This is a genomic window from Streptomyces sp. ME19-01-6 (assembly GCF_033793745.1).
In the GTDB taxonomy this organism is placed as follows: Bacteria; Actinomycetota; Actinomycetes; order Streptomycetales; family Streptomycetaceae; genus Streptomyces.
Window position 1 is genome coordinate 498,487 of sequence record NZ_JARAXF010000005.1, and the last position, 22,329, is coordinate 520,815.

General features: G+C 71.5%; 26 protein-coding genes, 1 tRNA gene and 1 pseudogene. 10 read left to right on the forward strand and 18 right to left on the reverse strand.

The genetic code is table 11. The features are described 5' to 3' along the window. Positions 1–74: 74 nt before the first annotated feature. Positions 75–869: a TetR/AcrR family transcriptional regulator gene (locus PV419_RS15685; RefSeq protein WP_319689004.1), complete on the forward strand. Its 795-nt coding sequence runs from the start codon at positions 75–77 to the stop codon at positions 867–869. A 10-nt stretch (positions 870–879) separates the two neighbouring features. Here the strand turns inward: PV419_RS15685 and PV419_RS15690 are convergent, their stop codons facing one another. The 3 genes from PV419_RS15690 to PV419_RS15700 form a co-directional block, all read right to left on the reverse strand. Beyond that, positions 880–1,740 carry a YceI family protein gene (locus tag PV419_RS15690; RefSeq protein ID WP_319689006.1) on the reverse strand — a complete coding sequence of 287 codons (861 nt, stop codon included), beginning with the start codon at positions 1,738–1,740 and terminating at the stop codon, positions 880–882. A gap of 572 nt (positions 1,741–2,312) precedes the next feature. After that, a complete protein-coding gene (locus tag PV419_RS15695; RefSeq protein WP_319689008.1) occupies positions 2,313–4,967 on the reverse strand; it encodes an MFS transporter in 2,655 nt (884 codons plus the stop codon). A gap of 7 nt (positions 4,968–4,974) precedes the next feature. Then, positions 4,975–5,460 (reverse strand): MarR family winged helix-turn-helix transcriptional regulator, encoded by a 486-nt coding sequence (locus PV419_RS15700; protein ID WP_319689010.1) that lies wholly within the window; start codon positions 5,458–5,460, stop codon positions 4,975–4,977. Between the two features lie 216 nt (positions 5,461–5,676). Between PV419_RS15700 and PV419_RS15705 the strand changes: the two genes are divergently transcribed. Beyond that, positions 5,677–5,889 (forward strand): hypothetical protein, encoded by a 213-nt coding sequence (locus tag PV419_RS15705; RefSeq protein ID WP_319689011.1) that lies wholly within the window; start codon positions 5,677–5,679, stop codon positions 5,887–5,889. On the opposite strand, the gene PV419_RS15710 is transcribed toward PV419_RS15705, so the two are convergent. The 4 genes from PV419_RS15710 to PV419_RS15725 all read right to left on the reverse strand — a co-directional run bounded on the left by PV419_RS15710 (position 5,886) and on the right by PV419_RS15725 (position 9,142). Beyond that, positions 5,886–6,782, reverse strand: a complete 897-nt coding sequence (locus PV419_RS15710; protein WP_319689012.1) for a hypothetical protein — start codon at positions 6,780–6,782, stop codon at positions 5,886–5,888. The two genes, PV419_RS15705 and PV419_RS15710, sit on opposite strands and share 4 nt — an antisense overlap. Before the next feature lie 86 nt (positions 6,783–6,868). Continuing rightward, positions 6,869–7,699, reverse strand: coding sequence for an RNA polymerase sigma factor SigF (locus PV419_RS15715; RefSeq protein ID WP_319689014.1), 831 nt, complete (start codon positions 7,697–7,699; stop codon positions 6,869–6,871). 188 nt (positions 7,700–7,887) lie between these two features. After that, entirely contained in the window at positions 7,888–8,721 is an 834-nt protein-coding gene (locus PV419_RS15720; RefSeq protein ID WP_415925308.1) for an RNA polymerase sigma factor SigF, read from the reverse strand. 256 nt (positions 8,722–8,977) lie between these two features. Continuing rightward, positions 8,978–9,142 carry a hypothetical protein gene (locus PV419_RS15725; protein ID WP_014177815.1) on the reverse strand — a complete coding sequence of 55 codons (165 nt, stop codon included), beginning with the start codon at positions 9,140–9,142 and terminating at the stop codon, positions 8,978–8,980. Positions 9,143–9,384: 242 nt separating this feature from the next. On the opposite strand from PV419_RS15725, the gene PV419_RS15730 reads away from it, so the two are divergent. Then, on the forward strand, positions 9,385–10,410 hold the full coding sequence (locus PV419_RS15730; RefSeq protein WP_319689103.1) for a 6-phosphofructokinase: 1,026 nt from the start codon (positions 9,385–9,387) through the stop codon (positions 10,408–10,410). 96 nt (positions 10,411–10,506) lie between these two features. Here PV419_RS15730 and PV419_RS15735 read toward each other — a convergent pair whose 3' ends face one another. Continuing rightward, positions 10,507–11,460, reverse strand: coding sequence for a universal stress protein (locus PV419_RS15735; RefSeq protein WP_319689016.1), 954 nt, complete (start codon positions 11,458–11,460; stop codon positions 10,507–10,509). Positions 11,461–11,721: 261 nt separating this feature from the next. Here PV419_RS15735 and PV419_RS15740 point away from each other — a divergent pair, with 261 nt between their 5' ends. Further along, the gene (locus PV419_RS15740; protein WP_319689017.1) at positions 11,722–12,948 is read left to right on the forward strand and encodes an amidohydrolase family protein; all 1,227 of its coding nucleotides are present in this window, start codon (positions 11,722–11,724) and stop codon (positions 12,946–12,948) included. On the opposite strand, the gene PV419_RS15745 is transcribed toward PV419_RS15740, so the two are convergent. Beyond that, positions 12,945–13,541 carry an MMPL family transporter gene (locus tag PV419_RS15745; RefSeq protein WP_319689019.1) on the reverse strand — a complete coding sequence of 199 codons (597 nt, stop codon included), beginning with the start codon at positions 13,539–13,541 and terminating at the stop codon, positions 12,945–12,947. The two genes, PV419_RS15740 and PV419_RS15745, sit on opposite strands and share 4 nt — an antisense overlap. After that, entirely contained in the window at positions 13,531–13,704 is a 174-nt protein-coding gene (locus PV419_RS15750) for a hypothetical protein (protein WP_319689020.1), read from the reverse strand. Before PV419_RS15750 ends, PV419_RS15745 begins: the two co-directional genes overlap by 11 nt. A gap of 80 nt (positions 13,705–13,784) precedes the next feature. On the opposite strand from PV419_RS15750, the gene PV419_RS15755 reads away from it, so the two are divergent. From PV419_RS15755 to PV419_RS15765, 3 genes are all read left to right on the forward strand, one after another. Continuing rightward, the gene (locus tag PV419_RS15755; protein WP_319689021.1) at positions 13,785–14,000 is read left to right on the forward strand and encodes a hypothetical protein; all 216 of its coding nucleotides are present in this window, start codon (positions 13,785–13,787) and stop codon (positions 13,998–14,000) included. Between the two features lie 38 nt (positions 14,001–14,038). Continuing rightward, positions 14,039–14,314 carry a hypothetical protein gene (locus PV419_RS15760; protein WP_319689023.1) on the forward strand — a complete coding sequence of 92 codons (276 nt, stop codon included), beginning with the start codon at positions 14,039–14,041 and terminating at the stop codon, positions 14,312–14,314. A 72-nt stretch (positions 14,315–14,386) separates the two neighbouring features. After that, the gene (locus PV419_RS15765) at positions 14,387–14,611 is read left to right on the forward strand and encodes a hypothetical protein (protein WP_319689024.1); all 225 of its coding nucleotides are present in this window, start codon (positions 14,387–14,389) and stop codon (positions 14,609–14,611) included. Positions 14,612–14,658: 47 nt separating this feature from the next. Here PV419_RS15765 and PV419_RS15770 read toward each other — a convergent pair whose 3' ends face one another. From PV419_RS15770 to PV419_RS15785, 4 genes are all read right to left on the reverse strand, one after another. Then, positions 14,659–15,366: an RDD family protein gene (locus tag PV419_RS15770; RefSeq protein WP_319689025.1), complete on the reverse strand. Its 708-nt coding sequence runs from the start codon at positions 15,364–15,366 to the stop codon at positions 14,659–14,661. 99 nt (positions 15,367–15,465) lie between these two features. Then, positions 15,466–15,552, reverse strand: a tRNA-Ser gene (locus PV419_RS15775). 42 nt (positions 15,553–15,594) lie between these two features. Then, positions 15,595–16,101 carry a tRNA adenosine(34) deaminase TadA gene (tadA, locus tag PV419_RS15780; protein ID WP_319689028.1) on the reverse strand — a complete coding sequence of 169 codons (507 nt, stop codon included), beginning with the start codon at positions 16,099–16,101 and terminating at the stop codon, positions 15,595–15,597. A gap of 41 nt (positions 16,102–16,142) precedes the next feature. Beyond that, positions 16,143–16,682 carry a hypothetical protein gene (locus PV419_RS15785; RefSeq protein WP_319689030.1) on the reverse strand — a complete coding sequence of 180 codons (540 nt, stop codon included), beginning with the start codon at positions 16,680–16,682 and terminating at the stop codon, positions 16,143–16,145. 292 nt (positions 16,683–16,974) lie between these two features. Between PV419_RS15785 and upp the strand changes: the two genes are divergently transcribed. Further along, the gene (gene upp / locus PV419_RS15790; RefSeq protein ID WP_319689032.1) at positions 16,975–17,610 is read left to right on the forward strand and encodes a uracil phosphoribosyltransferase; all 636 of its coding nucleotides are present in this window, start codon (positions 16,975–16,977) and stop codon (positions 17,608–17,610) included. Positions 17,611–17,690: 80 nt separating this feature from the next. On the opposite strand, the gene PV419_RS15795 is transcribed toward upp, so the two are convergent. The 4 genes from PV419_RS15795 to PV419_RS15810 all read right to left on the reverse strand — a co-directional run bounded on the left by PV419_RS15795 (position 17,691) and on the right by PV419_RS15810 (position 19,806). Further along, positions 17,691–18,341, reverse strand: a complete 651-nt coding sequence (locus PV419_RS15795) for a LytR C-terminal domain-containing protein (protein ID WP_319689033.1) — start codon at positions 18,339–18,341, stop codon at positions 17,691–17,693. Between the two features lie 127 nt (positions 18,342–18,468). Continuing rightward, positions 18,469–18,765 carry a type II toxin-antitoxin system VapB family antitoxin gene (locus PV419_RS15800; RefSeq protein ID WP_003986294.1) on the reverse strand — a complete coding sequence of 99 codons (297 nt, stop codon included), beginning with the start codon at positions 18,763–18,765 and terminating at the stop codon, positions 18,469–18,471. A gap of 464 nt (positions 18,766–19,229) precedes the next feature. Beyond that, the gene (locus PV419_RS15805) at positions 19,230–19,397 is read right to left on the reverse strand and encodes a hypothetical protein (protein WP_319689035.1); all 168 of its coding nucleotides are present in this window, start codon (positions 19,395–19,397) and stop codon (positions 19,230–19,232) included. A gap of 52 nt (positions 19,398–19,449) precedes the next feature. Next, on the reverse strand, positions 19,450–19,806 hold the full coding sequence (locus tag PV419_RS15810; RefSeq protein WP_319689036.1) for a PRC-barrel domain-containing protein: 357 nt from the start codon (positions 19,804–19,806) through the stop codon (positions 19,450–19,452). Between the two features lie 160 nt (positions 19,807–19,966). Here PV419_RS15810 and PV419_RS15815 point away from each other — a divergent pair, with 160 nt between their 5' ends. Together PV419_RS15815 and PV419_RS15820 are read left to right on the forward strand one after the other, a co-directional pair. Next, a complete protein-coding gene (locus PV419_RS15815; RefSeq protein ID WP_319689037.1) occupies positions 19,967–21,499 on the forward strand; it encodes an SDR family oxidoreductase in 1,533 nt (510 codons plus the stop codon). 23 nt (positions 21,500–21,522) lie between these two features. Next, a pseudogene (locus PV419_RS15820) lies at positions 21,523–21,945 on the forward strand (deoxyribodipyrimidine photo-lyase); the annotation flags it as partial. Between the last annotated feature and the right edge of the window lie 384 nt (positions 21,946–22,329).

Here is a 22,329-nt window from a genome sequence, read left to right on the forward strand (position 1 = left end):
CGGGTACGTACGACGCCACCGGCCACGTGTCCCCAGCCGCGCGGCCCCGGCGCATGGAAGAAGGAGAGCGCGCCATGGCAGCAGGCAGCCGTGTCATCCGTCCGCGGACCAGCATCTGGCTCTCCGAGCGCAAGGCCACGAAGCGCAGGACGGATCAGCAGCCGGCCGGGCTCGACCATGTGAAGATCGTCGCTGCCACGGTCCGATTGCTGGACGCCGAGGGGCTGGCCGGATTCTCGATGCGCCGGCTGGCGGCCGAGCTGGGAGTCACCGCCATGTCGGTCTACTGGTACGTCGAGACCAAGGACCAGCTCCTCGAACTCGCCCTCGACGCGGCGATGGGCGAGATGTCGCTCCCCGCGGGGAGCCTGGGCCCCGTCGAGGGCTATGAGCACCTGGAGACCGAGAAGCAGGACTGGCGCGATCAGCTGCGTCAGATCGCCTCCGAATTCCGCAGGCTGCTGGTCGCCCACGCCTGGCTGCCCCCGCTGGTCGGCGAGTACATGAACATCGGGCCGAACGCCATGGCCTTCTCCACCGCCGTGCAGCGCGTGCTGCGCGACAGCGGTCTGCCCGCGGCACAGCTGCCGGGCGCGCTGGCCCTCGTCTTCCAGTTCGTCTACGGCTTCGGCACCATCGAGGGCCGCTTCGCCGCCCGCTGCCGGGCCGCGGGCGTCAGCCAGGACGAGTTCTTCGGCGAGATGATGGCCACCATCGAGGACCGCCCGGAGTTCGACGAATCGCGCGCGATCATGGAGGCCCGGGGCGGCAGCACCGTCCAGGAGATGCGCGAGCGGGACTTCGCCTTCGCCCTGGACTGTGCGATCGCCGGCATCGAGGCCCTCCGCGACAGAGGCCGCGAGGGGTGAATATGCGGTCTCAGGCGCCCTGTACAGCCTGGCCCCCTTGAATTGCTTGTACGGCCAGCTCCACCCGCAAGGTCGTGCCGATGGCGGCGATGCCCGCCGCGACCACCTGGTTGTAGTTCATCGCGAAGTCCTCGCGCCGCAGCTGCGCCGTCGCCCGGAAGGCGGCCCGCACCCCGCCCCACGGGTCGGGGCCCGTCCCCAGATACGTCAGGTCCAGGTCGACCTCCCGGACCACGCCGTGCAGGGACAGCTTGCCGTGCACCGTCCAGCGGTCGGCACCGGCCGGGGACAGCCCCGTGCTCTGGTACGTCAGGACCGGGAAGCGCTCCACGTCCAGGAAGTCGGCCGACTTCAGATGGCCGTCCCGCATGCCGTTTCCCGTGTCGATGCTCGCGGCCTGTATGACCGCCTCGACGCTGGACTTCTCGATGTCCTCGGCGATGTCGATGCGCCCGCTGAACTCCGTGAACCGGCCATGGACGCTGGAGATGCCCAGGTGCTGCGCGACGGCCCCCACCGTCGAGTGCGCCGGGTCGATCGTCCACGCGCCGGGCGGCGGCAGCTCCACCCCGCCCTGCCGCGCCAGCACCACCGTCCCGACCTCGGCGCGCCCCGAGGCCGTGACGATCGCGGTCGAGGCGGCGGGGGCATAGCCCACGGCAATGGCGATGACCGTGTACGGCCCGGGCGCGAGCGGCTCATGGGTGCGCACCGCACCGTCCTCGTCGGCCTGGGCGCGCAGCACCTGAGCGCCCGTCATATCCGTAACCGTCAGGACGGCGTGCTGCACCGCCCAGCCGTCGCGCGTACGGATCAGGGCGCGCAGCCCTCCGCCCGCGCTCCCGCCTGTTCCTGCTGCAGTGGTCGTCATGCCGCCTCTCGCTCTCGCTCCCGCTCCCGTTTCTGTCGGGGCTGTCTCGTCTGTGCTGTGTGGGATTGTGCTGTGCGTTTTTGGCTGTGTGCCCTCTGATCCGATGATCGGGAGTTCGGCCGTGTCCTGGCCCCCAGGTCCTCGTTGTATGGGGAGAACGGTCCGCCGCAGGGAGGCGGGCCATGGAGAATCCGCCCCGTGCCCAGGCAGCGACGCGGGGTCCCCGCCCCGCCCGGGTCCACACCGGGCGGCAAGCGTCCGGCGGGGCGGCTGCTCCAGCCACCGAATCGCCCCAGCCAGGGGCGCCACAGGCGGCAGGCACCGCAGACGATGAGCACCGCCGCCGCATCCAGCGGCGACCGGACACGGCCCCCGCAGGAGTCCAACCCCCTGCACCGCACCACAGGACGCTTTTCGGGCAGACCTGCAAACTCAGACCCGCCCAGGAAAACCTGAGCTCATCCGAGACGCTCGCTCTCCACCTGCTATACACCGTCCGCCAGGATCCGGGTTTCGGGCCCGACGCTTCGGCGCCGTCCCGGCCCCGGGGTCCGTCGGGCCCGTCAGGCCCCTCAGTCGGCGGGGTGGGCGAGCTCGACGTCGTGTCCGTCGACCCCCTGTCCCTGGACCGCCAGCGCGCCCGCGACCGGCGGGTAGCCGCTCGCGATGACCGTGTAGTCGCCCGCGTCCAGGTCGGTGAAGGCGTACGCCCCGTCCTCCCCGGTCGTCGCGGTGGCCACCACGTTCCCGGCCGCGTCCACCAGCGTGACCCGCGCGTCCGGCAGCGGCCGCCGGTCGGCCCCGGCCCGCACCACGCCCTGCACCCGCGCACCGGCCTGCAGCGCGATCTCGACCCGGGTCAGGCCCTGGGCGCCGACCTCGACGGGCAGCGCGGCGGGCCGGAAGCCGGCGGCGTTCACCGCGACCGTGAAGGTCCCGGGGACCAGCTCCTCGAAGCTGAAGTCGCCGTGCTGACCGGTTTTCCCGGTGGCCAGCACCTCGCCGCGGACGTCGGTGACCACGACCATCGCCGCCTCGACCGGCTGCCCGTCGGCGGCGCCGCGTACGGTGCCCGCCAGGCCGCTGGTCGCCGTCAGTACGACGTCGAAGGCGAGCGGTTCATCGCCGACCACGACGGTGGACGCCTGCGGCTGGTGGCCGTCGGCGGCCGCTATCAGGACGTAGGTGCCGGAGCCCGGCGCGTCCAGGGCGTACGAGCCGTCCACGTGCGCCACCGAACGGCCCAGCTGCCGCCCGTTCAGCGAGATCAGCGTGACCGCGGCGCGCGGCACCGCGCTGCGGTCGGCGTTCCGTACGAAACCGTGCACACCCTGCCGGTGGCGGTAGTCCGCGCCGCCGTCTCCGGCGGAGGCGTAGGCGGCGAGCCGCTGTGTGGCGGCCGCGTCCGCCAGGGCGTACCCCGACGCGGTGTCGGACGAGTCGACGGCCGGCGCGCCCACGAGCGCGGGCTCGAGCTGCTCCATGGCGGCCGCGGAGGCCGGGACCAGGTCCTGGTCCGCCGGGGCCGCGGTCTGGGCGGCTTCGGCCGCCTCGTCGGAGGAATCGGAGGAACCAGAGGAATCCGAGGCAGCGGCTGCCTGGGTACCCGACCGGGTCTTCAGCGGGACCTCCTTGATGAACACCGTGATGAGGAAGGCCAGCAGCGCGGCCCCCGAGGCGTACATGAAGACGTCCGCGATGCCGTGCCCGTAGGCGCTCTCCATGATGGTGCGCAGCGGCTCCGGGAGCTTGTCCGGGTCGGGGATCCCGCCACCGCCCGCGCCGCTCTGGGCCAGCGCCTTGCCCTTGGGGCCGAGTTCGGTCAGGCCGTCCTTGACGTAGTCGGTGACGCGGTTGCCGAGCACCGCGCCGAGCGCCGAGACGCCGACCGCACCGCCCAGGGAGCGGAAGAAGGTGACGACGGCGCTGGCCGCGCCCAGGTCCTGCGGGGCCACCTGGTTCTGGGTGGCCAGCACCAGGTTCTGCATCATCATGCCGATGCCCAGGCCCATGAGCGCCATGAAGATGGCCAGGTGCCAGTAGGGCGTGTCGTACCGCATGGTACCCAGCAGCCCCAGGCCCGCGGTGACCAGCACACCGCCGGTGACCAGCCAGGCCTTCCAGCGGCCGGTCTTGGTGATGACCTGGCCCGAGACGGTCGAGGAGACGAACAGGCCGCCGATCATCGGGATGGTCATGACGCCGGACATGGTCGGCGTCTTGTCCCGCGCCAGCTGGAAGTACTGGCTGAAGAAGACGGTTCCGACGAACATCGCGACACCGACGAACAGCGAGGCGAACGACGCGAGGGCGATGGTCTTGTTGCGGAACAGCCGCAGCGGGATGATCGGCTCGCTGGCCTTGCTCTCGATCAGGATGAAGATCAGTCCGAGGGCGATCGAGCCGCCGACCATCGCGTAGGTCTGCCAGGAGAGCCAGTCGTACTTGTCACCCGCGAAGGTCACCCAGATCAGCAGCAGCGAGACCGCGGCGCTGATGAAGAAGGCGCCGGACCAGTCGACCTTGACCTCACGCTTCACGACCGGCAGCTTCAGGGTCTTCTGCAGCACGATCAGCGCGATGACGGCGAACGGCACGCCGACGTAGAAGCACCAGCGCCAGCCGAGCCAGGAGGTGTCGGTGATCACGCCACCCAGCAGCGGGCCGCCGACGGTCGCCACCGCGAAGGTCGCGCCGAGGTAGCCGCTGTAGCGGCCGCGCTCGCGCGGGGAGATCATCGCGGCCATCACGATCTGGGCGAGGGCCGACAGACCGCCCACTCCGATGCCCTGCACCACGCGGCAGGCGATCAGCATGCCCGCGCTCTGCGAGAGTCCGGCCACCACCGAGCCGGCCACATAGATGACCAGCGATATCTGGACCAGGAGCTTCTTGCTGAACAGGTCGGAGAGCTTGCCCCACAGCGGGGTGGTGGCGGTCATCGACAGCAGGGCGGCGGTGACCACCCAGGTGTACGAGGACTGGCTGCCGTGGAGGTCGGCGATGATCTCCGGGAGGGCGTTCGAGACGATCGTCGAGGAGAGGATCGCGACGAACATGCCGAGCAGCAGCCCGGACAGCGCCTCCATGATCTGCCGGTGGGTCATCGGAGCCGTCGAGTCGGAGCCGTGGCCGTGGTGACCGCGGTGGCCTCCGCCGCCGTGCTTGGCGTGGGCGGGGTGCCCCGCGGGTCCCCGCACACCGTCGTCCGGTGTGGTCGTTGCCATGGAGTTCCTATCGTTGCGTTGGTGTACGGGTGGTGCTCTCGTCCAGGAGCTGGGGAACCCGGGACCTGGTGTCACCGAAGCTCGTGCGCAGCCGGGCGAGCAGTTCGTTGAGGCGGCCGACGTCGTCCTCGGACCAGTCGCTCAGACGGGCGGCGAGTGCCTGCGTATAGCGCTCGGACACCGTGCTGAGCAGCTTCTCGCCGCTGGCGTTGATGCTCAGCAGCCGCGACCGCCGGTCCTGCGGATCCGGGTTCCGGTCGATCCAGCCGCGTTCGGCGACGTGCGCGACATGCCGGCTCGTGACCGACATGTCGATGTCGAGCAGTTCGGCCAGTTTGCTCATGCGCATTTCGCCGTAGCGGCTGAGCAGCATCAGGACGATGGCCGAACCGGCCGCGCAGTCGGGGGGGAGGGCGCGCGACAGTCCTCGCTTGACGGTGCCGATGGCGCTGAGTTGCCGTGCCAGCTCCTCGTACTGACTCGGTGCGGCCATGGCCCCTCCAGAACTATCGGTTGCTTAGGGCAACCATAGGTAAGTTAGTTGCTGCAGGCAAATGAAATCGGGCTGCGCTGAGTAAATTGCCCGCAAAGGCTCACCCAGGGGGCGGTCAAGCGGCCGGATGGTGGTGCCGGTGGTGTGTGTGGGGCCTGTGGGACGGTGAGGCCCGGGGGTGTGCGGGAATGCGCTCATTCGCTAGGGTCGTGGGCCATGGCGAACAACCCCCAAGGTCCTGAGGGCAACTACGACCCGGCCGGCTCGACCCAGATGTTCCGGGCCTTCGTCGATGACGGCGGACAGCAGCAGCGGGCGGCCGCTCCCGCTTCCTCCGGTTCCTCCGGCGGCCCGCGTATCGGTGTGATCGTCGGCGTGATCGTCGCGATCGCGGTCGTCGCCGGGGTCGCCTGGCTGGCCCTGGCCTAACCCCCGGCCTGATCCCTGGCGTGGCCCTCGGCCTGGCCCCCGGGCCAGGTCACGGAGGCATCCTGGGTCTCGATGTGCATGCCCAGCGGTACCCGCCAGTCGTCCACGCACACCTCCCAGGTCTTCTCCTTCTTCCCGCCCGCCTCGATCGGCGCCGGCAGGTCGCGCTTCGACGCGATCGTCGCCCAGTCGATGCCGAGGGCGTCGATGATGTGGGTCGCGAAGGTGATCGTCCCCGAGGTCACGGGGGCGCCCCCGGTGTTCCGGAACTCGACGGTCACTTTCTCGCACCAGCGGTCTTCGGCCGCCGCGCGCACCAGGTCGCCGACCGTCAGCTCGGCGGGGCCGCTCGGGGTGGAAGGCGAGTCGGGCGTGGACTGAGGTGGCGCCGAGCCATCGCCCGAGCCGCCCGAGCCGCCGTCCGTACTGCCCGATCCGCCCGAGCCGTCGTCGGGCCCGGAGCCGTCCGAGCCGCCTGAGCCGTGGGTGCCGTCATGGGCCCCGCCGGTCCGGTCGCCGTCGTCGGCGCCTCCCTGCCCTGGCGTCTTCTCCGGCGACTGTCCGGGCTTGCCCGGCGCGGCGGTTCCGTCCCGCCCGGGCGAGGCGTCCGGCGCGCCGGACGCCTCCGTACCCCCGGGCCCGGAGGGGCGCCGCTTCCCGTCCCGGCCGGAGTTCTCTCCCGTGCCGTCGCCGTCGAGCGGCACCAGCTTCACGCCGCCCTCGGGCGGCGCGGACGTGGCCCGCGGCCCGTCGGGGCCGGCCGCTTCGGCCGCGAGGTATCCGTCGTCGCCGCCGGCGCAGCCGCTGAGCAGCGCGCCCAGGCACAGCGCGGCCGCCGAGGAGGCGATCGCCGTGCCCCGGTGGCCCGTTGTCCGGCTCCACGCGTATCGCATCGGGCCAGTGTGGCTGACGACCCGTCAGGTGTACAGGGTCGTGCGGCAGCCGGGCACTGGCCCGATGGCGGCGCGTCAGTGGTGCGTCAGTCGGCGATGAGCCCTTCCCGCAGCTGCGCCAGAGTCCGCGTCAGCAGCCGCGAGACATGCATCTGGGAGATCCCGACCTCTTCGCCGATTTGCGACTGCGTCATGTTGGCGAAGAAGCGGAGCATGATGATCTGGCGCTCGCGCGGCGGGAGTTTGGCCAGCAGCGGCTTGAGCGACTCCCGGTACTCCACGCCCTCGAGGGCGCTGTCCTCGTAGCCGAGCCGGTCCGCCAGCGACCCCTCGCCGCCGTCGTCCTCGGGGGACGGGGAGTCAAGCGAGGAAGCGGTGTAGGCGTTGCCCACCGCCAGCCCGTCGACCACGTCCTCCTCCGAGACGCCGAGCGCGGTGGCGAGCTCGGGGACCGTCGGGGAGCGGTCGAGCTTCTGGGACAGCTCGTCGCTGGCCTTGGTGAGGGCGAGGCGCAGCTCCTGGAGCCGCCGCGGCACCCGCACCGACCAACTGGTGTCGCGGAAGAAGCGCTTGATCTCGCCCACGACGGTCGGCATGGCGAAGGTCGGGAACTCCACGCCCCGCTCGCAGTCGAACCGGTCGATCGCCTTGATCAGGCCGATCGTGCCGACCTGGACGATGTCCTCCATCGGCTCGTTGCGGCTGCGGAAGCGGGCCGCCGCATAGCGCACCAGCGGGAGGTTCAGCTCAATGAGGGTGTCACGGACATAGGTGCGCTCCACGCCGTCCCGGTCGAGCGCGGCGAGCCGCAGGAACAGGGAGCGGGAGAGGGTGCGGGTGTCGATGGCGTCGCCGTCGTCGAGCACGTGCGGTGCGTCGTTGGTGAGCACCTTCGAGCTGCCCAGTTCTACGGACATGCCACCCCCTTTGGGTCGCGGACGGATCCCAGCTGCGCTCGTCGCGTCGAACGCAGCCTCCCCCTGAATACCGGAGGTCGGGCCGCGGCAAACGCGGTTCAAGCAGAATGTCACATGTCGGCAACACGCTGTAGCGCCATGTCGACATTACTGCCCGGAAGGAGTGAGGGAAGGGTCCCTCGTCCCGGTTAGGACTCGATCCGGTTTGCGGATCTGAGCCTGGCGAAGCTGCGGGAGAGCAGCCGGGAGACATGCATCTGCGAGACGCCGAGCTCGGCGCTGATCTGAGATTGAGTCAGATTGCTGTAGTAACGGAGCAAAAGGATGCGCTGCTCGCGCTCGGGCAGTTGGACGAGGAGGTGCCGCACCAGATCGCGGTGCTCGACTCCGGCGAGCGCCGGATCCTCGTAGCCGAGCCGGTCGACCAGCCCCGGCAGCCCGTCGCCCTCCTGGGCGGCCTCCAGTGAGGTCGCGTGGTACGAGCGCCCGGCCTCGATGCAGGCCAGTACCTCGTCCTCGCCGAGCCCGAGCCGTTCGGCGATCTCGGCCGTGGTGGGGGACCGGCCGTGCAGCACCGTCAGGTCCTCGGTCGCGCCGTTGACCTGCACCCACAGCTCATGCAGCCGGCGCGGCACATGGACGGTGCGGACGTTGTCCCGGAAGTAGCGCTTGATCTCGCCGACCACGGTCGGCATGGCGAAGGTCGGGAACTGCACGCCGCGCTCCGGGTCGAACCGATCGATCGCGTTGATCAGGCCGATCGTCCCGACCTGGACCACGTCCTCCATCGGCTCGTTGCGGCTGCGGAACCGGGCCGCGGCGTAGCGCACGAGTGGCAGATTGGCCTCGATCAGGGCGTCCCGCACCCGCGTGTGTTCGGGGGTGCCGGGCGTCAGGTGGGAGAGCTCGGCGAACAGCACCTGGGTGAGCGCCCTGGCGTCCGCCCCGCGGCTTCTGCCGCTGTCGCTGCCGCCGTCGCCCTGGGGCGGCGTTCTGGGCGCGGTACGGGCTGACACGGTCACGCCACCCCTTCACGATGTACTCACCCGGCAAAGCGGTCATAGCATCACAAGACATGTGCACTGTGTGCAAGCACCGCATTACTACGTGTTGGTGGCAGGGTTGCCGGGTGTTCGAAGGGCGGGGTGAGTGAAGGGGTGCGCGCCGGAGCGTGCGCGGGCATGCGACGACCCCGGCGGGGTGGGCCGGGGGCCTGGTTGCTGCTGTCGGGTCCGGTGAGGCTGCCGGGGCGGGCCTGTGTCCGGGCGGGCCCGTCGGTCAGTTGATCAGTTCTGTCATGAACTCGCCGACGCTCTTGGCGGCGTCCGATATCCCCTCAAAACCCACCTGGACCAGGTCAGCCGCGCGCGCCGGGCTGTTGATGATCGTGTACAGCACGAAGACGATGAGCATGTAGAGCGCGACTTTCTTCGCCTGTGCCATCCCGTGCTGCCTCCCCTGCGGTCCCCTGTGCAGTCGCGTGAGTCTATCCACACGTTTGGCGCAGTGGTCTCATCAGTCCTACGAATCGATTCGTGTCTCCATCTGCGCCTTGCCCCCTCCCCGTACCCGTACGAGGGCACCGCGGGGCACGGTGGTCATAGCGGCACATCAAGGTGGATTCTGGAAAGGGAGGGCATCGATCGGGCGAGCGGTCGGAAGGGGCTCAGATGCGTGGGGCTCAGATGCGAGTCGGTGTGCTGACCGGCGGTGGCGACTGCCCGGGCCTCAATGCGGCGATCCGCGCGATCGTCCGCAAGGGCGTACAGGAGTGCGGCCTGGAGTTCGTCGGCGTGCGGGACGGCTGGCGCGGCGCCCTGGAGGGCGGGATCGTGCCGCTGGACATCCCCGCCGTACGCGGCATCCTCCCGCGCGGCGGGACCATTCTCGGCTCCTCCCGGACCAATCCGATCAAGAGCGAGGACGGGGTGGCCCGAGTGCGGGAGACCCTGGAGGCGCACGGGGTGGACGCGCTCATCGCGATCGGCGGCGAGGACACGCTCGGGGTCGGCGCGGCGCTGGCGGACGAGGGGATCGATGTCGTCGGCGTGCCCAAGACCATCGACAACGACGTCACCGGCACCGACTACACCTTCGGCTTCGACACCGCGGTCAACATCGCGACCGAAGCCATCGACCGCCTGCACACCACCGCCGAGTCGCACACTCGGACGCTGGTCGTCGAGGTCATGGGCCGGCACGCGGGCTGGATCGCCCTGCACTCGGGCATCGCGGGCGGCGCCAACGTCATCCTCATCCCCGAGCAGCCGTTCGACGTGGACCAGGTCTGCGAATGGGTGGAGAACCGCTTCAAGATCCGGTACGCCCCGATCGTCGTGGTGGCCGAGGGCGCGGTCCCGAAGGAGGGGCAGATGGTGGTGAAGGACTCCTCGCTCGACGAGTTCGGCCATGTGCGGCTGTCCGGCATCGGGGAGTGGCTGGCGCGGGAGATCTCCGGCCGCACCGGCAAGGAGGCCCGCACCACGGTCCTCGGGCACATCCAGCGCGGCGGCACCCCCAGCGCCTTCGACCGCTGGCTGGCGACACGGTTCGGGCTGCGCGCGGTGGACGCGGTGTACGAGCGGGACTTCGGCACGATGGTCGCGCTGCGCGGCACGGACATCGTGCGCGTACCGCTGTCCGAGGTCACGGTGGGGACCAAGGGCGTGGATCCGGCCCTCTACGCGGAGTTCGGCGTCTTCTTCGGCTGATGCCGGCGTTGGGTCAGTCCCTTGGCGAGCGAGCCGAAGGGCCGAGCACGGTCGACCGTCGACAGGGGCTGTAGCGCCCCGGAGGCGAACCGAGCCTCAAAAGAGGGGGTGCGGCACCACCGCGACCGGACAGTGGGCGTGGTGCAGTACGGCGTGGGCGACCGGCCCCAGATGCCGCTCGGCGACCCGGTCGGCCGTACGGCGGCCGACGACCAGCAGCAGCGCCCGCGCGGAGGAGCTGACCAGCGCCTGCGCGGGGTTGAGCAGAACGACATCCGGGAGGACCTCGACCTGCGGATATCGCCGGCGCCAGGGCCGCAGGGCGTCGGACACCGCCTGGCCCTCCTGGTCCTCCCACATGCCGCGGTCCTCCTCGAGGACGCCGATCATCCACGCGGAGGGAGCCGCGGCGGGCAGCTCCCACGCGTGCACCACGCGCAGCCGGGCCTGGTGCGCCAGGGCGGCGCGGAAGGCGAACTCGGCGGTTTCGGTCAGGTGGCCGTGCGCGTCGAGGGCGGCCACGACCTCGGCTCCCTCGCCCACCGCGGCCTCCCGTCCCGTAGCCTCGGCTCCCTCGCCCACCGCGGCCTCCCGTCCCGTGGCCTCCCCTCCCGCGTCCTGCCCGGCCTCGGGCCTCTCGGGGACCGTCAGCACGGGGCAGTCGGCGGCCGTCGTCACCCGCAGCGCCACGGACCCCACCGCCAGCCCGTCGAAGCCGCCCCAGCCGCGCGCCCCCACGACCATGAGCCCGGCGGTCCCCGCCGCCGTGAGCAGGGCCTCGTCCGCGGCCGCCGCGACATGCTCGCCGGTCACCTCCAGACCCGGATGGCGGTCGGCGAGGTCCGCCGCGGCCCGCCGGATCATCTGCTCGCCGACGTGTCCCCAGGCGTCCGCGCCCGGTACCGGGGAGATCCGGGGCGGAAGCGGTGGGGAGGCGTGCAGGAGCAGCAGCGGAACCGCCCGGTCCAGCGCTTCCCGGGCGGCCCGGTCCGCCGCCGCGAGACTGTGCTCGGAACCGTCGACTCCGGCCACTACGGGGCCGCCGTTCATCGCGGGGCTCCTTCCTGTTGTCTTCCGTCGCCTTCCCGCCGCCGCGGGCTGGGGCCCGTCGCTGCGGACCGAGGGCGGGCCACATGACTGATGCCTCATTTAATCCAGATATGAGGCACATGTTGCTCATGGTGGGCCGAGAAGGGAAGGTGACCGGGTTTCTCTTGCTGGTTGACGCCTGACTCCGTACTCTCCAGCTGACGGACCGTCAGATGAGTGGGATGTCCGGTCCGACCGCCGGACACCAGGGGAGAGGACGGCATGACTGGCGAGACGAATGGCGCGACCGAGCTGCCCATGGTCATCAGCGTGGACGACCACGTGATCGAGCCCGCGCATCTCTTCGACACCTGGCTCCCCGCCAAGTACCGGGACCGCGGCCCCAAGCCCCTGACCGCCGGAATCGGCGAGCTGGCCTATGTCGGCGGCAAGTACCGGATCACCACCGACCCGGACGGCCCGCCGACCGACTGGTGGCAGTACGAGGGGCTTCTCTTCCCGTACAAGCGGATCATCGCGGCCGTCGGTTTCTCGCGCGACGAGATGACCCTCGAAGGCATCACCCGCGACCAGATGCGCCGCGGCTGCTGGGATCCCAAGGCCAGGCTCGCGGACATGGAGATGAACCATGTCGAGGCCTCACTGTGCTTCCCGACCTTCCCGCGCTTCTGCGGCCAGACCTTCGCCGAGGCCGAGGACAAGGAGGTCGGCCTGGCGTGCGTCCGGGCGTACAACGACTGGATGGTGGAGGAGTGGTGCGGGGACAGCGGCGGGCGGCTGATCCCGCTGTGCCTGATCCCGCTGTGGGACGTGGAGCTGGCGGTCCAGGAGATCCGCCGGAACGCAGGCCGTGGCGTGCGCGCCGTGACGTTCAGCGAGATTCCCACGTATCTGGGGCTGCCGAGCATCCACAGCGGCTACTGGGACCCGTTCTTCGCCGAGTGCGAGGCCACGGGCACGGTCGTGTGCATGCACATCGGCTCGTCCTCCCAGATGCCCGCCGCCTCCCCGGACGCCCCGCCGGCCGTCCAGGCGGCGCTGAGCTTCAACAACGCCATGGCGTCGATGATGGACTTCCTGTTCAGCGGCGTCCTGGTGCGCTTCCCGCGGCTGAAGCTCGCATACGCCGAGGGCCAGATGGGGTGGATTCCGTACGCCCTGGAGCGCGCGGACGACGTCTGGGAGGAGCACCGGGCCTGGGGCGGGGTGCGCGACCTGATCCCGGAGCCGCCGTCCACGTACTACTACCGGCAGATCTTCTGCTGCTTCTTCCGCGACAAACACGGCGTCGCCTCGCTGGACACCGTCGGCGTGGACAACGCGACCTTCGAGACCGACTACCCGCACGTCGACTCGACCTGGCCGCATACCAAGCGGGTCGCGGCCGAGCATGTGACCGGGTTGCCGCCGGAGACCGTCTACAAGATCCTCCGGGGCAACGCGATCCGGATGCTCGACCTGGACTTCGACAAGGACCGGGTGGGTTAACGCCCCTGGGGTTCGAGGGAGGCCACGGCCTGCTGATCATCGCGTGACGGGGCCGGCCGGCGCCAGGCGCGGTGGCCGAGCAGGCCGAGGACGGCGAGCAGCAGCCCGGCGCTGGTGATGGTCCCGGCGGTGCGCTGCAGGGCGGTGGCGGTGGGCTCGGCCGGGTCGCCGGTGGCCAGATAGCGTTCGCGGACCCGGGAGAGCAGGAAGACCTGGTAGTCCATGGCCAGTCCGAAGGCGATGGCGACGATGAGCACGGGGAAGTTCGCGTCCACGGCGCCGACCGTCTCGAAGCCGAGCGGCCCGGCTCCCACCCCGTACTGGAAGATCAAGGTGATCACTCCGAAGGCGGCGAGCAGCGACAGGGCCCTCGTGGCCACCGTGATGAGGGGGACGGCCAGGGAGCGGAACGCCAGGAACAGGACGAGGGCCGAGACGACGGCCACGAGCAGCCCCATCCACAGGGCCCGCTCGCCGATCATGTCGACGATGTCCACCCGCGAGGCGGGCATCCCGGTGAACCGCGCCTCGGCGCCCGGGGGCGGGGTCTGCGCGCGCAGCTCCTCCACCATGGCGCGGGCCTCACGGGACATCGGGCGCGCCGAGCCGCTCTGCGTATCCGGCCAGCTGTCCGGAGCGGCCCGCCGCGCCGCCCGGCAGGTCGACGACGGCGGTGACGACCTTGGTGGGGTCGTGGTCGAAGCGGTTGGCCAACTGCCGGGTGACCTGGCGGGCGTCGGCGCCGGCGGGCAGCACACAGTCCGAGGGGGCGCGCCCAGTCGACGCCGAGCGCCGGTCCGGCGAGCCCCAGCAGGGAGAGGGTGAGGAGGGCGGTGGTGAGCAGCGGGCGGCGCATGACCCTGTGGGCCAGCCGGTACCAGCGTCCCCGCTCGTCGCTGCCCGGCCCGTACGTCCGGGGCGTACGGCGCAGGCGGCGCGGGAGGGGCAGCCGTCCGGCGTCGATGCGGTGCCCGGCGAACCGCAGCAGGGCGGGCAGCAGCGTCAGCGAACCGATGACGGCGAAGATCACGACCGCGACCGCCGCGTACTGAACAGGGCGTAGTCGATCGCGAGCCCCAGGCCCAGGATGGTGATCACATTGATCACGGAGCGGGACGCCCAGCGCCAACTGGGCCTGCACGACTTCGCCGACCGGCTCGACGACTACGCCCGCGCCGCCGACGCCATCGCCGCGACCGACCTGGACCTCGTCCGCCGCCGCCCCGACATCGACGGCATGGCCGGAGCCGTGGTCCTCGGCAACATCCTCGGCGACGCCCTCCTCGTCGCGCTCCGCCGCCTGGCCCCGGTCCACCACTCGGCCGGACTCTTCGACCCGGCCCCCCAGGCTGAGCCACACGGCTGATCCTCACCCCCCGGACCACCCGCCCGCCGGGCCCGAGGTGCGAGCGGCGCCGGTCATGGCGACGCTGGACCTATGGAGGACAAGACCAGGGACCGGCCCCGCGTGGTGGTGGACGAGCCGCTAGACGGGCGCCGCCGCGTTGTGATCGACGGCGAGGACGTCGGGGTCGTCGTCAGCGCCGACGAACTGCGCGGCGTACTGAGCCGCGCGGGCCTGATGGCGGAGGACGCCCGCATCGACGACCCGCAGCTCATCGAGTGGCACGGCGGAGGCCCCGACGACTGGCCCGCGGCGTAGGGAAACGCCGCGCCTTTCCCGGGACGGCGGTTTTCCTGGGGCGGCGTTTAATACTCCGGCTGGCCGCGCCGCCGCACCGCACCGCCGATCCGGGCGAGCGCGGCGCGGACGCGCCATGTGCTGGTGACCGTGACGCCACCCAGGCGGTCGGCCAGCGACCTCCGGGAGCCCACCAGCGCCAGCCACGCGTTGAGGGCGAAGAAGGCCACGGCGACGACCCAGCACAGCACCGAGAGCCCGATCGCGTTTCCGACCAGCAGGCAGCAGGCCAGCGCGTACCAGCCGACATCGACCAGCGTGGTCGCGGCGGCGCGCGCCGCGGCCCGGCTCCCCCCGGGCCGCCCGCCGCCACGGCGCCGCACGACGCACAGGGCCGTCAGTGCCTGCCCTGGGGTGCGGCTCATCACGGCCAGCGAGAGGAAGTGGTAGGCGAAGGTGAACACGACCAGCGCCGCGAAGGCCTGTTGGACGTCCCTCACCGCATGCCGCCACAGCGTCTCCCCGGCGCTCTGACCCGCCCCCGCCAAGTCGCCGTCGGAGGTGATGACCTCCCAAGCGCTCGTCCCGGCAAGGCTCGTCACGTCGGTCACTTCGGCGCTGATCCGATGGAAGGTGCCCCAGCCGAGCAGCACGGCCACGGCCACGATGACGGCGAAATCGAACGCCCAGGCGCACAGCCGGCGCGTCCGTGGGGCGCCGGCCGGCGCCGCCCCCTCGTCAGGTACCCCGGCCGTCTGAACCGTTTGTCGGAACATCGGTCCCCCCAGATGCGTGATGTAGCGGTGACCCAGTGTACTGATACGGAGCGCGACGAGGGCCCCGATCTGAACAGATCGGGGCCCTCGTCTTGACAGCGGTAGCGGTGGGATTTGAACCCACGGAGGAGTTGCCCCCTCACACGCTTTCGAGGCGTGCTCCTTAGGCCGCTCGGACACGCTACCGAGAGAGAGCTTAGCGGACGGGCGGCCGTGCTCCGAAATCGGTTATGGGCGGGGGGTGCGGAAGAAGGTGGTGAGGAGGGCGGCGCACTGGTCGGCGAGGACGCCGGGGACGACCTCGGGGCGGTGGTTGAGGCGGCGGTCGCGGACCACGTCCCAGAGGGAGCCGACGGCGCCGGCCTTGTCGTCGGTGGCGCCGTAGACCACGCGGTCCAGGCGGGACAGGACGATCGCGCCCGCGCACATCGTGCAGGGCTCGAGGGTGACCAGGAGCGTGCAGCCGGTGAGGCGCCAGCCGCCGAGGCGGCGGGCGGCGTCGCGGAGCGCGAGGATCTCGGCGTGAGCAGTGGGGTCGCCGTGGGCCTCGCGCTCGTTGCGGCCGTGGCCGAGGGGGGAGCCGTCCGGGCCCAGCACGACGGCGCCGACCGGCACGTCGCCCGTCTCCGGTGCCCGCGCCGCCTCTTCCAGTGCCAGGCGCATCGGTGCGCGCCACGGGTCGCGGAGGGGGTCGGGGACGGGACCGGAGACGAGGCCGGACAGCGGATCGGTCATGGCACCAGTGTGGGCGACGGCGCGGCTTGGGCCGACAGACGTCAGCGCACCGCCTCCAGCCCCTCCATGCTGCAGCCCAGCATGTCGGCGATGGATTCGAGCGCGTCCCCGTCGAGGGCCTTCAGCTCCTTCTCGTCCATGCCGAGGTCGGCGAGGATGTCGGCGTCGCCGAGCGGGCCCGCCGGGACCGGCGCGTCCGGGTCGGCGTCCTCGTCGTCGTTCGCGTCGGGCTCACCGTCCTCGGTGCCGTCCAGGTCGACGAGGCTGTCCAGGTCCTCGTCGGGGCCCCGGCCGAGCAGCTCGTCGGTGAGCATCTGGCCGTACGAGGTGCGGGCGGCCGCGGCGGCGTCCGATACATAGATGTGCGGGTCCTCCTCGCCGTCCACACGGACGACGCCGAACCACGCGTCTTCGTGCTCGATGAAGGCCAGCACCGTGTCGTCGTCCGAGGCTTCACGGGCCAGTTCGATCAGATCCGTCAGGGTCTCCACGTCATCGAGCTCTGTGTCGCTCGCTTCCCACCCTTCTGCGGTGCGCGCGAGCAATGCGGCGAAGTACACCGTGACTCTCCCACTGGTCATAGGCGTGCCGGGGCGGGCGGGACAGTGCCCCGCCCCAATCGGCATCGTGGCAGAAACCTTCGCTTCGCGAGAGGTCTTCCGCGCTGCGTCGTGCACCTGTCCAAAGAGATGTAACTCACGCGGACCGAAACGGACCGGTAGCGGGCGGGCCGCGGGCCCCACCAGCGGAACGTCCGCAGGCGCCGCCCGGTGCATCCGGGCCGCCCCCGGCGTACCGCCGGCAGGGGCCGGAAGGAGCCGGAACGGCGGCCGGGCGGCGTGGGTGTCACGGCGCTCGGTTACTGTCGATGCCATGCGGATCCATGTCGTCGACCACCCGCTGGTGGCGCACAAACTCACCACGCTGCGCGACAGGCGCACCGACTCCCCCACCTTCCGGCGGCTCGCCGACGAGCTGGTCACCCTGCTCGCGTACGAGGCGACCCGGGACGTGCGCACCGAGCAGGTCGACATCGAGACTCCGGTGACGGCGACGACCGGGGTGCGGCTGTCCCACCCGCGTCCCATGGTGGTGCCGATCCTGCGGGCGGGCCTGGGGATGCTGGACGGCATGGTGCGGCTGCTGCCGACCGCGGAGGTCGGTTTCCTGGGCATGATCCGCGACGAGGAGACGCTGCAGGCGTCGACGTACGCGACGCGGATGCCGGAGGACCTCTCCGGCCGTCAGGTGTATGTGCTGGACCCGATGCTGGCGACCGGCGGGACGCTCGTCGCGGCGATCAGGGAGCTGATAGCGCGGGGCGCCGACGATGTCACCGCCCTGTGTCTGCTGGCCGCGCCCGAGGGCGTGGAGACCATGGAGCGCGAGCTGGCGGGCGCGCCCGTCACGGTGGTCACCGCGTCGGTCGACGAGCGGCTGAACGAGAACGGGTACATCGTCCCCGGGCTCGGCGACGCGGGGGACCGGATGTACGGGACGGCCGGCTGAGCGGCGGACCGGGTGGCCTGACCGGCGCGGGCCTGGGGCGTTGAGCAGGTCGGGCCGTGCGCTTCAGCAGGTCGGGGGCTTCAGCAGGTCGGGGTGGAGGACGACGGCTTCGGTGTGGCCAGGGCGGCCAGTGCCTTGGCGGCGTCCTTCTTCTTGACCAGGTCCTTGAAGCCGGCCCCGATGATCAGGTCGACGTCCTTGCCCGAGCGCCCGTCGTTCTTGGCCTGGGCGCCGGTGAGCTGCGTGGCGAGTACGTCGAAGGGCCCGTTGGTGGCCGCCGGGGCGCCGAGCAGTATGCCAGGGGCCTTGACCTTCTTGTCGTACGCGGTCGGCGCGTTGCCCACCTTTCCGATCTTGAAGCCGCGCTTCCGCAGCTCGTCGGCGGTGTCCTTGGCCAGCCCTGTGCGCGAGGTGGCGTTGTAGACGTTGACGGTGATCTCGGCGGGCTTCGGCAGTGCCTTCGGGGCCGTACGCGCGGCCTTGTCGTGGTCCTTGGCCAGCTCGCGCTTGCAGTCCGCCGTGCCCCGCGCCGCGCGCACCGTCTTGTCGTCGCCGCCCGAGAACACGTCGATGAGCTGGAGCGTTCCCCAGCCGACCAGGCCGAGGGCGACGACCGTACCCATCGCGGCGAACACGAGTCGGCGGCGGCCTCGGGGTCGGCGCATACGCGGGTATCGGTTGCCCGTGATGCGGTACTTTCCGCCCATGCCGGGAGGGGTGAGCATGCTCATAGGCGCAGCGTAGTGCGGCTCAGTGGCGATGCCTACTAAATGATCAATGGTTGCCGCGCAGCCCAACCCGAAAGGGCCAACGAGCCCGTCGGGGAGGCGGGCAGCGAGCGGTGGTGCGGCCGGCTGGTCAGCCGAGCTCCAGGACGCGCGCGTGCAGCACCTGGCGCTGCTGGAGCGCGGCGCGCACGGCGCGGTGCAGCCCGTCCTCCAGATACAGGTCGCCCTGCCACTTCACGACGTGGGCGAAGAGGTCCCCATAGAACGTCGAGTCCTCCGCGAGCAGCGTCTCGAGGTCGAGTTGCTGCTTCGTGGTGACGAGCTGGTCAAGACGTACCGGGCGTGGGGCGACATCCGCCCACTGGCGGGTGCTTTCCCGGCCGTGGTCGGGGTACGGCCGACCGTTTCCGATGCGCTTGAAGATCACACGGAAAGCCTACCGGGCAAGCGGCACCCGGCGCAGCCAAGGCGCGGGAGTGCCGCGCGACTGTTGTCCACTCCGGGCCCACTCCGCCTGCGCTCCGGGCCCGTTCCGAGGATCCCCGGAGGGGGCAGAAGCGAAAAAATGGGCAAATCAGGAAAAAATCTTTGAGCGGGACTAGTCGCACAGAAGGTGCGGGAGTAACGTAAATAACAGCCTGCGGGGCGAGCGAGGGAGCTCGACCGGAGACACGTTCAGGAAAGAGAACTCAGGTTCTCCAGGAAGAAGGACTTCGGTTCTTCGGAACGGAGGACGTTGGCTGGGGCTCCGGAGAGGACGCGTCCTAGATGGTCGGGCTGAGAGGCCAGAAGGTCGGGGAGACCGGAAGGCGACCTCCACAACCTGATCCGGACAATGCCGGCGAAGGGAGCCCACCTCGCAGGTTTTGTCCTGTTCCGGATTCGGACGGGTCAGCGGACCGGGCGCCTGCCGCCGTGCCGCAGCCGCAAGCCGAGGAAGACCATGTCGGCGAGGAAGACGACCACGCCGATGATCAGCAGGTAGAGCAGCCCGTTGGCGACCGCGCCGGTGATCCCCAGCGCGGCGGCCACCAGGAGCAGCAGCAGGAACAGTGCCATCTCGTCTCTCGTGCTCGGCCGTGCTCGGCGTGGTCGGACTGCTCGGGGGTGCTCAGGGGCGGGCCAGCCGCCGCTCGCCGCCGGTGCCCGGCTGATAGCTCAGCTCGTAGTGCTTGAAGACCGCCTCTTCCTCCGTGGCGGGCAGCACGTCGTCGGTCCCGATGGACGGAGCGTCCCGCACCAGGTTCTTGGGATAGGTGACCTTCAGATAGCCCGGGCCCACCTTCGAGCCCTCGAGCGGCACGAACACCAGCCGCCGCCGGGTCGGGATGCCGACCGTGACCGTCGCGAAGGCGGGTTTGTCGGTGGCGGTGTCCACATAGATGGACTCCAGCGCGCCGATCTTGCGGCCGGCGCTGTCCACCACGTCGTGGTCGCGCCATTTCCGGATGTCGTCGGCCTCGAACACCGTGCCCTCCAAACATCGCTTGCTCTCATCCTGCGACGGCCTTCGGCGGGCGGCCACTCCACGCGCCCGGCGGTTGCGCCGCCCGGCGGAGGCCCGGAGCATGGCAAGGGGAGGTCACAGACACGGAGTCCCGTGTAGTCGCCCAGTCACGGAGTCCGGCATGGCAGATCGCCGCAACCTCGACCCGTCCCAGTCATCGTCCCCGTCGTCCCCGCTGCCGCGCTGTCTGGTCGCCGGAGCGACCGGCTACATCGGCAGCAGGCTGGTGCCCGAACTGCTGGCGGCCGGGCATACGGTGCGCTGCCTGGCCCGCTCGCCCGACAAGCTGCGCCGGCACCCCTGGGCGGCGCGGGTGGGGCAGGCGCGCGGGGATGTCATGGACGCGCGGTCCGTGCGGGCGGCCATGGAGGGCGTGGACGTCGCGTACTACCTGGTGCACTCGCTGGGGACCGGCCGCGGCTTCGAGGAGACCGACCGCCGGGCGGCCCGGACCTTCGGGGAGCAGGCGCGCGCCGCGGGGGTCCGGCGGATCGTCTACCTCGGCGGGCTGACCCCGTCCGGGGTGCCCGAGCACGACCTGTCGCCCCATCTTCGCTCGCGGGCCGAGGTGGGCCGCGTTCTGCTGGCGTCGGGGGTGCCCACCGCCGTACTGCGGGCCGGTGTGATCATCGGATCGGGTTCGGCTTCGTTCGAGATGCTGCGCCATCTGACCGAACGGCTCCCGGTGATGGTCACCCCGCGCTGGGTGCGCACCCGGACCCAGCCGATCGCCGTCCGCGATGTGCTCCGGCTGCTGGTGGGCTGCGCCCGGCTGCCGTACGAGGTGAACCGCGCCTTCGACATCGGCGGGCCGGACGTGGTCACCTACCGCGACATGATGCGGCGGTACGCGGCCGTCGCCCGGCTGCCGCGGCGGCTGGTGATCCCCGTGCCGGTGCTCACCCCACGGCTCTCCAGCCTGTGGGTCGGCCTGGTCACGCCCGTGCCGGGCGCCCTCGCCCGCCCGTTGGTGGAGTCGCTGCGGCATGAAGTGGTCTGCCGGGAGGGGGACATCGCCCGCCACGTGCCGACGCCCCGGGACGGCCCCCTGTACGGCCCGCCGGACGGCCCGCTCTCCCTGGACCAGGCGCTGCGGCTGGCACTGCGGTCGCCTGCCGCGCCGCCCGAACCGAGCGATCCGTTGCCGACGGACCCGCCCTGGGCGGGCGGCAGCCGCCGTGTCGACCACCGCGAGCGGGTGGTGGACGCCGCGCCCGAGGAGCTCTGGCAGGCGGTGGAGCGGATCGCGCGCGGGGACCGCTGGCAGTCCCTGCCGCTCGCCTGGGCGCTGCGCGGCTGGCTGGACACGGTGGTCGGCAGGGTGGGCCTGCACCTTGGCCGCCGGGAGGCGGCGCCGCTGCGGGCCGGGGACCGGCTGCGCTACTGGCGGGTGGAGGAGGTCGAGGTCGAGCCGCGACGGCGGCTGCGGCTGCGGTCCGAGCTGCCGCTGCCCGGACCGGCCTGGCTGGAGATCTCGGTGGGCGAGGACGGGGCGGGCGGCGCGGTGTACCGGCAGCACGCCGTCTTCGAGCCGCACGGACTGACCGGCCAGCTGTGCGGCTGGACCGGCGCGGCCTGTGGCGGTTTCGTTTTCGACGGCATGGCCCGGAACGTCGCCGCCAGGGCCGAGACCCACGCGGCCGTGCCCGGCTGAGCGGGTGGTGAGCGCCGGTGCGTATGAGCGTCGCCCTGTTTACCGCTGATCTGCGGGTGCACGACAACCCGGTACTGCACGGCGCGCTGCGGGAGGCGGAGAGCGTGGTGCCGCTGTTCGTTATCGATTCCGGGATACGGGATGCCGGTTTCGCCGTCCCCAACAGGGCGGTCTTTCTCGCCGATTGCCTCGCCGACCTCGACGCCGCGCTGCGGGCACGCGGCGGACGGCTCGTGGTCCGCCGCGGCGAGGTGGTCGAGGAGGTCTGCCGGGTCGCGGAGCGAACCGGCGCCGGGGCGGTACACATCGCGGGCGGGACGAGCGCGTACGCGGCGCGGCGCGAGGAGCGGCTGCGAGCGGCACTGGCCCGCGACCGGCGAGAGCTACGGGTGCACGACGGCGCGGTGACGGTGGTCGCGCCCGGCGTGCTCGTCCCCTCGGGCAGCGGCCGCGGCAGCGGCAGAGGCATGTCGGGCGGGGGCACATCGGGCAGCGGTCGTGGCGCGTCTGGCGACGCCCGCGGGACGTGGGGCGCGGACCGTGGCGCGTCGGGCAGCGGCACATCGGGCGCGGGCCACGATGCGTCGGGCAGGGGCGGCGGAACAGCGGGCGGGGGCGGCGGCACATCGGGCGCGGGCCACGGGATCGCAGGCCAAGTGCACGACACATCGCGCTGGGGCCGTCGCAAGGACCACTTCGCGGTGTTCACGCCGTATTACCGCCGTTGGCGCGGGGGGGCCCGGCGGGGGCGGCCGGCCCCCCCCCCCCCCCGCGCGGCGGCCCCCCCCCCCCCCCCCCCCCCCCCCCCCCCCCCCGGCCCCGCCCCCCCC